A 13982-nucleotide genomic window follows, 5' to 3' on the forward strand; every position below is an offset into this window, starting at 1 on the left:
TCCATCACACCTTTCCCAAAATGATGCAGGTTTGCCCATGGCGCAATACGGCGACCTTGTCCCCCGCCTTAGGCATATACTCCAGCGGGTGTTTGACCGCTACACAGGCCCGGGCCCCGCTTTGGCTCTCCAGTTTTACTTCGGCGGGGCCAGTCATCACCCCAATTTGGATAGCTGGCTGGTCGCTGTTGTCCAGCACCCCGGCCGCAATCTCTTTCACCAGTTCTACAATGCTCATTGAGCACCTCCTACCAGCTCCACTTCCATGGTGTGATCCCCATGGCGGATGGTGTGCCGCACCCGGTCCACTACCATCCAGCCGTCCAGGGAGAGATCCGGCAGCACTACACGCACCCCCCGTCCTCCCCGGACCCGCAGATCGCCCAGGCAGGAGAGGGACAACGTCTTTCCAACTCGGTTCTTCTCCTGCAGCAGCGATTTGCCCAGCTGGTCGGCCTGGGCCTGATTCTCCCCACCATCCAATTTTTCCAGGTGCTGCAAAACGCCCCAGTTCTTCATGGAGGCATTGTCCTCATAGAGGAACACCCCGTTGCCCGGTTGCACCAGCTTGATCCGGTTGGCGGCATTTTCCAGGCTCTCCTCCTGGCTGTAGCCGGTGATCAAACTGCCCTCCCCCAAGATGATCGGCTGCCGCAAATCCTGGAGCAGAGCGAGGCGGATGGCTCCAAAATCGTCGTAGAGGCAGTATTCCGCCCCGGTGAGCCGTTTCAATTCCTGGATGGAATCATACAGCACATCCAGCCAAGCTTTGTTGTCAAAGGTCTTGTCCGGCAGCGGGAACCCAGTGGAGGCACACTGCCCCAGCCGCAGGCCCAGCGCCGTACACCCTTGTGCCAGTAAGTCTTCCAAAGTCATCCCTTTGCGGAAGATGACATCCTGGGCTTTCAGGTACCGCAGCTGGTCATAAGCGGTGAGCCGCACCGTCCCCGCCCCCTCCCGCCGGATGGAAAACACCCGCCCGCTGAACGCCTTTTCCCCGTCCTTTTCAAAGGTGAGCATATCCCCAGGGGAGAATCCCCCTCCCAGCACCGTCACTTCCAGCCGGGCCGCGCCGCTCTGATAGGTGGATTCCCAGGTAATTCCAGTGGCGGCATCGGTCAAATCGAACACTTTCCCTGAGGATTCTATATACAGTTTCAATGAACTCCCCCCTACATCTGGTTGCCAAAGTCATAATCATCCGGCAGATTCAGCTTTTGGATTCTGTCTTTCACATCCTTGGCAATGCCCACCCATTGGCGCATCTTTTCCCGGTCGGCGGCCAGGTCAATGGCGGAGTCATGTACCTCAGTGGGTACAATCTGAATCGGCACAAACGCCGGGGCAATCGCCGGGTTGATCACCTTCCCCATGGCAAAGGCGAGGACGGTTTTCGCCCCAGTTTCCACCGCCTTCTTCTGGGAGGGGGTGAGCTTATCCTGCAGCGTCTCCCCGGGATTGAGGGTCACCGTCTTGGGTTCCGGCACCATTCCAGGCCGGGGCAAACTGGGGATATCGGTGGTTTTCACCCCAAATTCCCGGTATTCTTTCAGCCGGATCGAGACTTCATAGTCTCCGTCCTCGCCCCCTTGTTCGGTGGTGTCCATCTGTTCCAAGGTCACCCGCATGGTCAACTTATCGCCGCCCACCGCCACAAACCGGAAGGGCTTTTTCTCCTCCTGGAGCGCCCGCAGTTTGGCAATCAGCTTCCCTGGGCTCTGGAAGGCGGATTCCTCCACATAACTGTACACCTGGCCGGGGAACTCGGTGGTGAAGGAGACCGTCCGCAGCTCCTGGCTGTCCGGGGTCTGCACCCGCCCCTGGCCCAGCACGTCGTATTCTTTGGATTTCATCCCGTGCTGCACCGTCAATTTGTCGGTGCCCACCGGCAGATGGATGCCGTCTAAAAACAGGCTGTATCCCATTAGTAAGCCACCCCCAGTCTAGCGCCGTCCAGTTCCGCCCGCATCCGGCGGTACAGCTCTCGGATGCAGTAATCGGCGGTTTCCTCCCGGTCTACAGCAAAGGAGTTGTTCATGGTGATTTGGTAGACGGTGTCGCCCTGCGGTTGCAATGAACTCCATGGCTGTTGAACCTCCAACATGGCGCTTCTGTCAGTAAACGATGCGTCAGTGCCCAACTCCCTTGAGGTGGCGTTCATTTTCTCCATTGCTAGGCTGGAGATGCTCTCAATTTTTCTACTGGCTGTAGGAAGAGATTCCTTAATGCTGTTGGATACATTTGGCGTAATGGCTTCTGTGACATTCTTTTTCATGCCCCAGAAAGAAAAATCAAAATTTTTGCCTGTTGCCCATTTCATGACGGCGTCAACAAGCTTTTTGCCCAAAAAAAGAATTGCCCCAAGCCCCAACAACGGCATCAAATATGGTATAATGGCAGTAAAGGCGGCGGATAACGCCCCCATTATGCTTCCACCAAAACCCGACAGCGCCGCCTTGACCGCGGAAATCCAACCGGGCAAGGTGCCGGAGCTGATCCCCTCTTTGACCGAAGGCAGCAGCGTAAACCCTTCCACCATTTGTTTAAAGCTTTCTGGGTTGCCGCTCACCCGTCTAGCTTCCACGCCAAGCAGTTTTCCAAGTAATCCATTAAAAATAGATTTAAACTTATCCCAATTGGATGTGAAACCAACAATTGCAGCAACCCACCCCATCCCATCTTTTGCTAGAGAAATAAGGTCAATCACTTCATCCTTCTTAGGTTCAGCAGATGCAATGGTCTCAACATTGACAATCCCTTTCATATTTTCCCGTATGTCATTTACATCTCCGGCAATTCCATGCAATTCTACAGCCATTAGAGTAACAGGAGTTAGGATATTTGGATTTTTCAAATAATCCAAATATTCCATTGTCGTGTCACTCTTCCAGATAGTAATGGCCTCTAAAATTTTATCCATATTTTCCTCCTCTCCAAGTTGTAATTTCTATATCTGTCTGCTATTATGTGAGATAATAATTAAAAAGGGGAGATTTTCATGATTCGTGTGATACCGTTTTTTTCTCCATTTTTGAGAGATAAAAATTGTATGAAAGAAATAGAAGCCTATATAAACGAAAATGGAATAACAAAAAATGATATCATCCAATTGCTTCGGTCTGATGATAACGGTTATATAATTTTGGTATATGAAGATAACAAACCGTATATCCCCGAAACCGAATCCACAGAATCCGAATCATCATCTCCCCAATAACGGAAAAGGGCGGGTTACCCCGCCCTAGTTCCGTTTCGCCAGGGCCCGTTTCTCCTCCTCCAAATAAATGGCGCAGGAGGCAATGGTCAGCGCCCGTTCCTCGCGGCTCATGGCGGCGAATTCCCCAAACCGGATATGCAGTTTCTGCAGGGCATAATGGGCAAAACCGAATTCATTGCCCTCTTTTATGCCCTGCCGGATGCGTTTTTTGCTTCATCCAGCAGGTCTCCGGGGCTTTCCAGCAGGCCGTTGACTTGGCATGCGGCCTGGTAAGCCGCGGCGAATTCACCCATTACCGGCAAAAGGGCTTTCATGGTTTTCACCTCATCGCCCTGGGTGCCCAAGGCTTCCTGCAAAGCGGCGTCAGAGAGGTCGGGGTAAACGATAGAGGCCGCTACCAACCCCTCTTTATAGCCCTGGAGGTCGAAGTGTTCGCCTTTGCTGTCCCGCCGCATGCAGCGCCGGTTGATGGCCTCATTTTCCTTGTGGGAGATGGGGCGGAATTCCCACAGGATGGGATTGCCCGCCTCATCCAAATACCGCTGGGATACTGGTGCTTGAATCGGTTCCAAGGGAATAGGATTTAGAAACGCTTGAATGCTGTTCATTGCACATCCTCCTAATACATAAATTTGGCAGTCGTTTTTCAAGGCCGCCCGCGCCCCGCCGGAGATTGCAGAAAAAATCCAGTTCACCCCCGCGAGGGCATCCGCGCCAGCGGAAAGATGGATTACCCTGTGCTTTCCAAGTTCACTCCCTCCAGCAGAGGGGGATTTTTAAGGGGGCACAGTCAGCTAACGCTGACCGTACTGACTTCAACTGTGCCGTGAGTTTGCCTATTCCCCTTTAAATGTGCTTTTTCGTAGCCCAACTTTGTTGGGCTGGGCTTTCTTTCACACAAAAAAGAGGGCGCGGGGTGCAGGGGTGCGCAACGCCCTGCATAGTTTAGGTACCAGGGCGCTCCGCCTTAAAATCCCTATCGAACCTCTGGTTCCACAAACCGGCTGAGGATTTCAAAATCCCCGGCGGTAAAGTCGGTGTCAAAGGTGGCGGCGTCATCGGTGGAATCGTCGATGTTCACCAGCGCTGCCCTGGAGAGAACCACGTCTTTCAAGAGGATTTCACTGCGGCCCACCGTGGACTGGGGGTCCTCCATCACCGTCTGGATGGTGATGGGCTCCAAAACGCCGGTCTCCTTGTAGGATTTGGCGTAATCGATAAAGTCGCTGGTCATCAGGTAGGCGGTCAAGCTGCCGGTGATCTTCATGCCGGTGGGCTTGGTCTGTTCCACCCGGTTGCCCAGCATCTGTTTGGTTTTGGTTTTGATTTCCACGTTGGCGCTGAGCTTGGAGAGTTCAAACAGCCGGCGGTTCTTGCCGTTTTTGGTGATATATGCACGGCCCTCCTGGGCATTGACCGTATCGGTCAGACGAGTGTATTCCATTATCGCACCTCCGCAGTCAGATAGAATTTATCGCCGGTGTCCACCGGGCTGATGGCGTAGTTGACCACAATGGCGTCGCTGTCGGCGCCCTTGAGCACCTCCACGTCGCTGGCCGCTTCAAAGTTCTCAATGCTGCCCTGGTCCTGTAAGGTGGAGAAGTACTCCGCCAAGCGGCCCTTGACCCGGGAGCGGCCCTCTTCGCTGTTGGCCACCTTTCCCAGGAATTCCTTTTTCAGTATGTCGGCCACATCCCGGGCGCTGGTGTCAATCACCCGCAGGATCTTGTTCTTCCGAAGGGATTGGGGCTTCTCGCTGTTGTAGGTGGTCAGGGTGTTGATGTCATAGACCAGCCGCACCCCGTCTGCGTCCACATCAAAGACGCACTGGCCGTCCAGCACTGCGGTCTCCTGCATCAAGCGGGTGTACCGGGGCCTCACATCCTTCATGCCGGATACCACCTTATAGGTGTTGCTCTCGGTCATCTTGGCCCCTGCGGCGGCTCCGGCCAGCCAGCAAGCAGCCATGCGGGCGGGGATTTCCACCCCGTCTTCATCTACAAAACCCTGCCGCAGGGAGAGAACCCCCTCGTGGTCGGCTTTCTCATCCACCACCACACACTGGATGAACTGTTCGTTCTGCCGGCGGCTCTTCACCCAGGGGATCAGCTTGGCTTTTACCCCAGTGTCCTCCCCGCAGTAGACGATGACGTCGAAGTCGCAGAGCTCATAGGCGGCGAGAGCGGCCTCATAATCTGCTGCTTCCGGGTTCTCCCCATCGGCGCCGCCGGTGAGGGTCACGCTGGCCTCTCCCAAACTGCCGGAGCCCTCCAAGGTGATCCAGCCATTTTCTTGAAAGTCCCCAGCGGAAGCAACCATCTGGGCATCCACCGCTTTGCCCGCCAGGTAGGTAGTGATTTCAAACAGTTCGCCGTCCGCTTTGACCGCCACCGACAGGTCGTTGCCCCGGCTGCCGCCCCATTTCGCTTTGGCGGTTAGGCCGCTTACCAGCTGGGCGCTGGCCTGTACCCCCTCATTGAGGCGGTAGACAAAGGCTTTGGTGGCATTCTGGAAGAGCAGCTTCAGGGGCAGCATGGCGCTGTCCTCCATGGCGTAGCCCATCTTGGCGGTGAGGGTCACATCCTCCACCTCCAACACCTTTTTGGGCTCGCCCCAGGAGAACACCCCAAACACTGCCACCCGGCCCCGCTGGCCAGGGGTGAAGGCGTGAAGGCCCGAAGCGGTGAAGTTGGCATACACCCCGGGCAAAATCTTGTTTTGGCTGATAAAGCTCATCGAATCGCTCCTTTCGTTGTCTCACGCTGCATAGTCTGTGCTTCTTCTGCCACAGGGGCCTCCCGATATCGGACTTCAAATCCCACCGTGGCTTGGTCTTTTCCCACTGTGGCAATCATCCCTTGGGGGATCACCAATCCCGAAGCGGTCTCCAGCCGGTCCAATTCCCGCAGCAGGTTCATGGCAACTGTCAGGCTGTCGGCAGATTCCATTCCGGCCAGGAAGGCCACCTGGAATTTGGCGAGGAATTCCCGCGCCCCCATCCGTTTGCGTCCAGCCTGTATAGACGGGCAGTCCACAAAGAAACAGGGCGGGCTCTCCCCGGCTTGGACCGGCCCGCGATGCCGGGGCACATCCTGGTACAGCGCCTCCAACCTCTGGTCGATCCCATCTAAGATCTCTGGTACGATAGTTGTTCCCCCCTTTTCCACTCCAGCTTTCCGCCGGAGCACACTCTTATGAAACACCCAATCAACCGTCTTATTCGTCCTGTTATAAGCCCTATATCAAGGAGGAAGTATTATGCTCATGCCCTTTGCCCACATCAGTGACACCCATCTGGATTGCCCTGGCAGCAGCGACTTCATCAAAAGGCTCCACCGGGAGGTTCGGGATCCCTTGGAGAATCTCACCTGCTGCCTTCAGGAACTCGCCGCCCGTAAAGTGGCCTTTGTCCTCCACACCGGGGATATGGTTCACGAGGGCGACGCTGGAGATTACGCCATCCTGCGCCGCCTGTTTGATAAATACCTCCCCGGTGTGCCGGTGATTGCCGCTATGGGCAACCACGACCACCGCGCCGCCTTCCGGGAGGGATTCTTGGGGATCCCTTCCCCCGGCGATGAAGATTTTACCCAGGAAGTAGTGCTGGATGGCCTTCGCATCCTGGTCCTGGACTCCGCCAAATCAGGGCTCATCGGTTCGGTAAGCGATGCCCAAGTGGACTGGCTGGAAGAACGGCTTGCCTCCCCTGCACCTCGGGGCACCTTTTTGATGATGCACCACCCCACTGTTTGCGAACATCCTGCTATGGCCTTGGAAGTTTCACCCGAATTCTCCTCCCTGGTGGAGAATTCGGATATTCACGCCATCTTTACCGGCCACACCCATTCCAACTACAACGGTTTTTTTGCCGGGAAGCCTCTTTACACTGCCGATTCCCTCGCCTTTGGGATGCTATATATCCAATCGGAGGTCATCTACACCTCCCGCAGCTCCTACAACCTCTGCTGGCTGGATGAACAGGGCCGGGTCACCACTCACAACCAGCTGCTCTATCCGGAGGTGCAGGTCCTCCAGCGAAAATCCATTGCCCAAATGATACAGGGCCTCCCCCGTTAGATGTTACCTAGTCCCTCAAAAGGGCTACAAACGGTCTGCATTCCTTATATTCCCGCCGCACACCACGTGTAAAATCCAGAAAAAACCACCCCAGTGGCAATGCCACTGGGGTGGTTTTCTTCAACATACGCTTTAAATGGTTATTTTAGCCGGCCCAGGTTGAGGATCACCGCCACGATCATCTCAGTGCGGGTGAAAAGGCTCTCCACCACCGCATACTCCCGGTCGGTGTGGTTCCACTGGCCCTGTACCCCAAAGGAGCAGATGCTGGGGGTTCCCGCCATGGTCAGGTAGGAGGCGTCGGAACCGCCGCCCAAAGTGGTGTACCCCACTTCTCCAAATCCGTTTTCCAGCGCCACATCGTGAACCATGTTGTAGAAGTTCATCCCCGCGTCGGTCACTTCAAACACCGGCATAGTGACCCGCAGTTCCAACTGGGTAGAAGTGCCCTCCACATGGGTTTGGGCACAGATCTCCTTCGCCGCCTCCATGACGCGGTTCATCTCCGCCATCTTCTCGAACCGCATGTCGATCTTCATCTCACAGCGGCCGGGGATGGCGTTTTGCACCGTGCCGCCCTGGATGACGCTGCATGTGACAGTACTGCCTTTGTCAAGATCGGTCAGCTTCTGCAAATCAATGATTTTATAGGCCATCTCCTCGATGGCGTTGCGGCCGCTGGGGAAGTCATTGCCCGCGTGGGATTCCACGCCGGTGACCACACAGTGGCCGAACACCGCAGCCTTTCTTCCCACACAAAGGCGGCCGTCCACCAAACCGGTCTCCATATTAAAGGCGCAGATGCCGCCCTCCCCCTCCTTCAGGTAGAGGTCCGACCCGCTGGAGTTCCGGTGGCCAATCTCCTCATCCGAGACATAAATCACCTTGATGGGGTGTTCGTTGTACCCGATGCTCTCCAACGCTTTGATCACATATAGGGAGATGACGATGCCGCCCTTCATGTCCAAAGCGCCGGGACCGTAAGCTTTGCCGTCCTCGATACGGAAAGGGTTCGCCCCAAAGGTGCCTTTGGCAAACACTGTGTCAAAGTGCCCGGAGAAGATCACCGGCTTGCCGGGGCGGTCCGCTCCAATGGTCCCCACCAGGTATTTTCCAGCATTGGGCCCGACATCCGCCAGGCGGCAGTCCATGCCGGTCTTCTCAAACTCTTCTTTCAGGCGCTGGGCAACCTTGTCCAAGTTCTCCACTTCAGGGGCGTTGCCCTCCAGGTTGACCAGGTCCCGCCACAGGGCGATCATTTCATCCCGATGGCTCTGCACATATGCTTTTATGGCTTCCAGTCGTTTGTCCATGGTATTTTTCTCTCTTTCTCTCAAACTGCGGGTTTCCATTCTTTGGGATGCTTGATCTAATCATAATCTGCCCTTGGGTAGGCTGTCAACCGCTTTGCCCATTCCCGCAGATACTCCCGCTAAAAATCTACAAATATTCCATAGTAGAATCTTGTTTTTTATTAAATTCCCTAAGATGTGTGGCATTTTCGTATTTTTTCTGAATTTTTTTCGAATTTCTTCTTGTCAGTTGCCAGAATAATGCTATACTGGTCATAGATTAAGAACGCATAAAGGAATACCCCAATTTTACCCCAAAATCATCAATTTCCATTAAAACTCTGTAAAGATCCATCTATAATTTTATTGCAGAAAGGGATCCGAACCATGAACATCGTCATTGTGGGGGACGGCAAAGTCGGTGCCGCCTTAACCCAGCAGCTTTCCAAAGAAGGACATGACATCACCGTGATCGACAACAACGCCGAAGTGCTCACCAATTCCATGGAACTCTATGACATCATGGCCGTCCAAGGGAACGGTGCCAGTCTGACGGTGCAGAAGGAAGCCAACGTGGGCTCCAGCGATCTGGTCATCGCCGCCACCAGCGCCGATGAGATCAACCTTCTGTGCTGCATTCTTGCCAAAAAATTAGGCGCCCCGCACACCATCGCCCGGGTCCGCAACCCGGAGTATGCGGAGCAGTTGATCTTTTTGAAAGAAGAGCTGGGCCTTTCCATGACTATCAACCCGGAGCGCACCTCCGCCCGTGAGATTTTCCGCATCCTCCAGTTCCCAACCTTTATCAAGCGGGACTCCTTTGCCGGTGGCAAAGTGGAGATTGTGGAACTGCGCATCTCGGACAAAAGCAAGCTCCATGGCAAACCCCTGAGCGAGCTATATGAGACTGTCAAAGTCCAGGTTCTGGTCTGCGCTGTGGAACGGGGCGGGGAGGTCACCATCCCCACCGGCGCTTTTGTCCTACAGGCCGGTGATAAAATCTATGTCACTGCCGCCACCAACCTGCTGGCGGACCTGATCAAAAACTTGGGGATCATCCCTCAAAAAACCAAGAGCGTCATCATCGTAGGCGGCAGCCGCATTGCCATTTATTTGGCTATCATGTTGCTCCACGCGGGGATCCGGGTAAAAATTGTAGAGCGGGACCGGGCCACCTGCCTCAAATTGGCGGACCTTCTCCCCAAAGCCCAGATCATCTGCGGGGACGGCAGCCAGCAGACCCTTCTTCACTCCGAGGGGCTGGAGGAGGTCGACGCCATCGTCACCCTGACCAACATCGATGAGGAGAATTTGATCATCTCCATGTACGCCCACCACCTGGGAGTTCCCAAGGCCATCACCAAGGTCAACCGGTTAGAGTATGTGGGGGTCTTTAAAGACATGGGGATTGACAGCGTCATCAGCCCCAAGTCCCTCACCGCCAACGAGATTGTCCGGTATGTGCGGGCCATGGAGAACACCACTGGTTCTTCCGCCCTCACCCTGCACCGCATCGCCAATGACCAGGTAGAGGCATTGGAGTTCCTTGTCACCGGATGCACCCGCCACCTGGGGGAGTCCCTGGCAGAGATCTCCCTGAAGAAAGGGATTTTGGTGGCCTGCATCAGCCGCCCCGGCAAACTGATCATCCCCAAGGGCAGCGACCATTTCCAAAAGGGCGACCACATCATCGTAGTCACCACCGCGGACCGGGTCATCGGCGACATCAACGACATTTTTGAGGACTAGCGGGGGATAAAAGGATGAATTATCGAATGATCGCATATGTCCTCAGCCGCTTGCTGGGCATTGAATGCCTGTTTATGCTGCCAGCGGCCGCCATCTCCTATTTTCAAGGAGAGGGTTCCTCGGTCAGCGCCTTCATTGCCGCCATCTGCATCATGTTGATGGCCGCCGGGCTTTTAGCCCTTTTCAAACCCCGCAAAAAGGCAATCTATGCCCGGGAAGGTTTTGTGGTAGTCGCCCTCGCCTGGATTCTCATGTCCCTGTTCGGTTGCCTGCCCTTCTATATCAGCGGGTATATCCCTCACTTTGTGGACGCATTCTTTGAAATCGTCTCCGGCTTCACTACCACTGGGTCCACCATCCTGACCGATGTGGAGATCCTCCCCATGGGCCTCCTCTACTGGCGCAGCTTCACCCACTGGGTGGGCGGCATGGGGGTTCTAGTCTTCCTGCTGGCCATCGTTCCCATGGCAAAGGGGGAGGGCTCCACCATCCACATCTTAAAGGCGGAAAGCCCCGGCCCCGTGGTGGGCAAGCTGGTTCCCCGGATGCACCAGTCGGCTAAAATCCTCTACAGCATCTATATCGTCATGACCATTGTGGAAATTATCCTTCTCCTCTTAGGGGGAATGCCGTTGTTTGACAGTGTGCTACACTCCTTTGGCACCGCGGGCACTGGAGGTTTTGGCATCAAAAACGCCTCCCTTGCCGCTTATGACAGCTACTACCTCCAATCGGTGATCACCGTGTTTATGGCTTTATTTGGGGTCAACTTCAACATCTTCTATTTCCTGCTGATCAAAGAGTATTCCCAGGCCCTGCACAATGAGGAACTGCGGCTGTACTTCGGCATCATGTTCGCCTCCATCGCCGCCATCACCTGGAATATCCTGCCCACCTATGGCGGCAGCTTCCGGGACGCCCTGCACCATGCGGCCTTCCAGGTCTCCTCCGTGATGACCACCACTGGCTATGCCACTGCTAACTTTGACCTGTGGCCGGAGTTCTCCCGGCTGATCCTCCTGCTTTTGATGTTCATTGGGGCGTCGGCGGGCTCCACTGGAGGAGGCATCAAAGTGGCCCGGCTCCTGATATTGATCAAATCCGCCGCCCGGGACATCCGTTCCCTCCTCTCCCCCCGCACCGTCAAAGTGGCCAAAATGGACGGCAAGGTGCTGGATGACCAGGTCATCCGCAGTGTGGATGTCTACATGATCTGCTATTTCCTGATTTTCGGGTTTTCCATGTTGTTCATCTCAGTGGACAATTTTTCCATGACCACCACTATCAGCGCCGTGGCCTCCTGCCTCAATAACATCGGCCCGGGGCTGGATATTGTCGGCCCGGTAGGCAACTTCTCCCAGTTTTCCGATTTCAGCAAGTTGGTGCTCACCGCCGATATGCTCATCGGCCGGCTGGAGATCTTCCCCATTTTGTTTCTGTTCGCCCCCTCGGTGTGGCGCCAGAAACAAAAAACAGCGGAGATCGCCGGCAGCTACCGGGAAGCCACCAGCAACATCGACCTGTAACCACACCAAAAACTCCCCTTGGAAGACAGTTTCCAAGGGGAGTTTTTTCTTTGTCTGTATGGCCCAATATAGAAGGTATCACCTGTGATCCCGTGGCCCTTTTCCGCGTTTTACCCAGGAGAGATGATCTCCCCTTCTTACCCCCGCAGGGTAGCCTTGAGCCGGTGGGGTTTCAGCAATAGGTCCAGGCCGTCCTCAATGGACGGCACCAGGATATCCGCCACAGCCAACGTTTTGGCAGAGCACCCCTCTTTGCCCAGAACTGCCACGGAGATTCCCGCTCCTTCCAGCATCTCCCGGTCGTTATTCCCGTTGCCGATGGCCATGGTGGACTCCCGGCCCAGCCGCTCCACCAGGCGGAGCTTCTCCTTGGCTACCGCTCCACCGCCGTATACCAGCACCTCCAATGGGAGCCCGGCGCACTGGGCCTTGACAGTGCCGTTGGTGTCGGCGGTGATTACAAACACCTGGATCCCCTGGGCTGCTATTCTTTCAATCCTCTCCGCCGCGCCGGGCAAGAGTTCCCCATCCAGCGCAATGGTCCCGTTGTAATCCAGCACCAGGTTTTCAATGGCCGCCTCTCCCCAGCCGGGGATTTCCAGCTCCAGCATCTCATCCATCCTTTCTTCGCCTCACAAGGCAGATAAAAGGGGCCGGTCTTTCCCCGGCCCCTTTCAGAAGCAGTGTTTTTATTCGGTCATCAAGGTGACGACAATCCGCACCGTCTGGGCAAACTCCGCCAAGTTCAGCTTCTCTTTGGAGCTGTGGACGTCGGTCATGCCGCAGGCCAGTCCACAGGCCATATAGCCATGTCCCGCCATGATATTGGAATCTCCGCCGCCTCCGCCGATGATCTGTTTGGGGGTGATCCCCTCTTTCACATAAGCGGCATAGCACTGTTTGTACACAAAAGATTCCGGGTCCAGCTTCTTGGTGGGGTAGTCGTAGCTGACCTGGACATCCACCTGGGCGCCGAATGCAGCGGCGGCCTCCTCACAGGATTTGCGGACCTTCTCAATCTCCGCCTCCAGGGTTTCGGCGCTGTGGGAGCGGATTTCCGCAGTAAAGAAAGCGCTGTCCGAGACCACATTGGTCTGTCCGCCGCCTTCCACCCGGCCCACATTGGAGGTGGTCTCCGGGTCGATCCGACCGAAGTGCACCCCGGCGATGGCTTTGGCCATGGCGCAGCAAGCGTTGACGCCTTTTTCCGGCTCGATGCCCGCATGGGCCTTTTTGCCGGTGAAGGTGGCCACTATCCCCACCTTAGCGGGGTTCTTCATGGTCATGACACCAGGGGAGCCGGCAGAATCGATGACGTAGATATTTTTCGTGGGCAGTTTAGAGAAATCAAAGTTTTTAATGCCCATCATGTTCAGCTCTTCACAAATGGTAAAGAGGAAGTACATCTCCCGGTGGGGGATGTTGTTTTCCTTGACGTAGTCGTAAGCCTCCATAATGGTGGCGATGCCAGCTTTGTCGTCAGCGGCCAAAATGGTGTCCCCGCTGGAGACCAGGTAGCCGTCTTTGACCACCGGCTTAATGCCGCGGCCGGGTTCCACCGTATCTTGGTGGGCATTGAAGCAGATCGCCTCCCCTTCCATAGTGCCGGGGATGTGGACCAAGATGTTGCTGCCGTTGCCGCCGAATTTTTCACCGGCCTGGTCCCGGTAGACCTCCAGCCCCTTATTTTTAAAGTAGGTTTCCAAAAAATCCGACATGGGCTTCTCTTCATAGGATACGCTGTCGATGGCGATCATCTCCAGCAGCCTATCCAAAAGGCGTTTTTCATTGACCTGCATAAAAGCTCCTTTCCTCCGGCGGTGGCGCCGGCTGCGCGCTTGCAAGATTTTCCTTTTCTCCAGTATACCAGCCCCAGCGCGGCATTGCAACGGACCGCCCCTGCAAAATCACTAGGAGGAATTTTGTGCAATTCCCCACGGATTTTCCAAACAAGAACAACCGTCTCCTCTGGAAGTACTGCCCGGTAGTTCCCATCCTGCCGCTTCCGGCAAAAAAATGGAGAAATCTTGTCCTCAAAAGGAAAATAAGCCAAAATCAGCGGTGATTTATCAAAAACTTCGGTGAATTTAGATAATTTTTTTCTCTAGTAAAAAAAGGGGT

14 protein-coding genes are annotated in these 13982 nt (G+C 55.2%); 3 read left to right on the forward strand and 11 right to left on the reverse strand.

Annotation, left to right across the window (positions count from 1 at the left end; all coding sequences use genetic code 11):
* Window positions 1–4: 4 nt before the first annotated feature.
* The 8 genes from RDQ42_RS00840 to RDQ42_RS00875 all read right to left on the reverse strand — a co-directional run bounded on the left by RDQ42_RS00840 (window position 5) and on the right by RDQ42_RS00875 (window position 6384).
* Window positions 5–238, reverse strand: a complete 234-nt coding sequence (locus RDQ42_RS00840; RefSeq protein WP_231358206.1) for a hypothetical protein — start codon at window positions 236–238, stop codon at window positions 5–7.
* Window positions 235–1161, reverse strand: a complete 927-nt coding sequence (locus RDQ42_RS00845) for a hypothetical protein (protein ID WP_054332567.1) — start codon at window positions 1159–1161, stop codon at window positions 235–237. The genes RDQ42_RS00840 and RDQ42_RS00845 overlap by 4 nt, the downstream gene beginning before the upstream one ends.
* A gap of 11 nt (window positions 1162–1172) precedes the next feature.
* Window positions 1173–1925 (reverse strand): phage baseplate protein, encoded by a 753-nt coding sequence (locus RDQ42_RS00850; protein WP_308588082.1) that lies wholly within the window; start codon window positions 1923–1925, stop codon window positions 1173–1175.
* A complete protein-coding gene (locus RDQ42_RS00855) occupies window positions 1925–2920 on the reverse strand; it encodes a hypothetical protein (RefSeq protein ID WP_308588084.1) in 996 nt (331 codons plus the stop codon). Before RDQ42_RS00855 ends, RDQ42_RS00850 begins: the two co-directional genes overlap by 1 nt.
* A gap of 482 nt (window positions 2921–3402) precedes the next feature.
* Complete coding sequence (locus RDQ42_RS00860; protein ID WP_308588086.1) at window positions 3403–3825, reverse strand: phage portal protein; 423 nt, start codon at window positions 3823–3825, stop codon at window positions 3403–3405.
* Window positions 3826–4193: 368 nt separating this feature from the next.
* Window positions 4194–4661, reverse strand: coding sequence for a phage tail tube protein (locus tag RDQ42_RS00865; protein ID WP_308588088.1), 468 nt, complete (start codon window positions 4659–4661; stop codon window positions 4194–4196).
* Window positions 4661–5953 (reverse strand): phage tail sheath C-terminal domain-containing protein, encoded by a 1293-nt coding sequence (locus RDQ42_RS00870; RefSeq protein WP_231358200.1) that lies wholly within the window; start codon window positions 5951–5953, stop codon window positions 4661–4663. Before RDQ42_RS00870 ends, RDQ42_RS00865 begins: the two co-directional genes overlap by 1 nt.
* Window positions 5950–6384, reverse strand: a complete 435-nt coding sequence (locus tag RDQ42_RS00875) for a DUF6838 family protein (protein ID WP_054332498.1) — start codon at window positions 6382–6384, stop codon at window positions 5950–5952. Before RDQ42_RS00875 ends, RDQ42_RS00870 begins: the two co-directional genes overlap by 4 nt.
* Window positions 6385–6475: 91 nt before the next feature.
* On the opposite strand from RDQ42_RS00875, the gene RDQ42_RS00880 reads away from it, so the two are divergent.
* Window positions 6476–7294, forward strand: a complete 819-nt coding sequence (locus RDQ42_RS00880; protein ID WP_071428061.1) for a metallophosphoesterase — start codon at window positions 6476–6478, stop codon at window positions 7292–7294.
* Between the two features lie 140 nt (window positions 7295–7434).
* On the opposite strand, the gene RDQ42_RS00885 is transcribed toward RDQ42_RS00880, so the two are convergent.
* Window positions 7435–8607, reverse strand: coding sequence for a M20 family metallopeptidase (locus RDQ42_RS00885; protein ID WP_308588090.1), 1173 nt, complete (start codon window positions 8605–8607; stop codon window positions 7435–7437).
* Window positions 8608–8973: 366 nt separating this feature from the next.
* Between RDQ42_RS00885 and trkA the strand changes: the two genes are divergently transcribed.
* Together trkA and RDQ42_RS00895 are read left to right on the forward strand one after the other, a co-directional pair.
* On the forward strand, window positions 8974–10335 hold the full coding sequence (trkA, locus tag RDQ42_RS00890; protein ID WP_054332495.1) for a Trk system potassium transporter TrkA: 1362 nt from the start codon (window positions 8974–8976) through the stop codon (window positions 10333–10335).
* A 26-nt stretch (window positions 10336–10361) separates the two neighbouring features.
* Window positions 10362–11861 carry a TrkH family potassium uptake protein gene (locus tag RDQ42_RS00895; RefSeq protein WP_341484278.1) on the forward strand — a complete coding sequence of 500 codons (1500 nt, stop codon included), beginning with the start codon at window positions 10362–10364 and terminating at the stop codon, window positions 11859–11861.
* A gap of 137 nt (window positions 11862–11998) precedes the next feature.
* Here the strand turns inward: RDQ42_RS00895 and RDQ42_RS00900 are convergent, their stop codons facing one another.
* On the reverse strand, window positions 11999–12481 hold the full coding sequence (locus RDQ42_RS00900) for an HAD family hydrolase (RefSeq protein ID WP_231358199.1): 483 nt from the start codon (window positions 12479–12481) through the stop codon (window positions 11999–12001).
* Window positions 12482–12550: 69 nt separating this feature from the next.
* On the reverse strand, window positions 12551–13660 hold the full coding sequence (locus RDQ42_RS00905; RefSeq protein ID WP_071428057.1) for a M20/M25/M40 family metallo-hydrolase: 1110 nt from the start codon (window positions 13658–13660) through the stop codon (window positions 12551–12553).
* Between the last annotated feature and the right edge of the window lie 322 nt (window positions 13661–13982).

Origin of the sequence: uncultured Merdimmobilis sp. (assembly GCF_902471145.1) — a bacterium.
In the GTDB taxonomy this organism is placed as follows: Bacteria; Bacillota; Clostridia; order Oscillospirales; family Ruminococcaceae; genus Merdimmobilis; species Merdimmobilis hominis.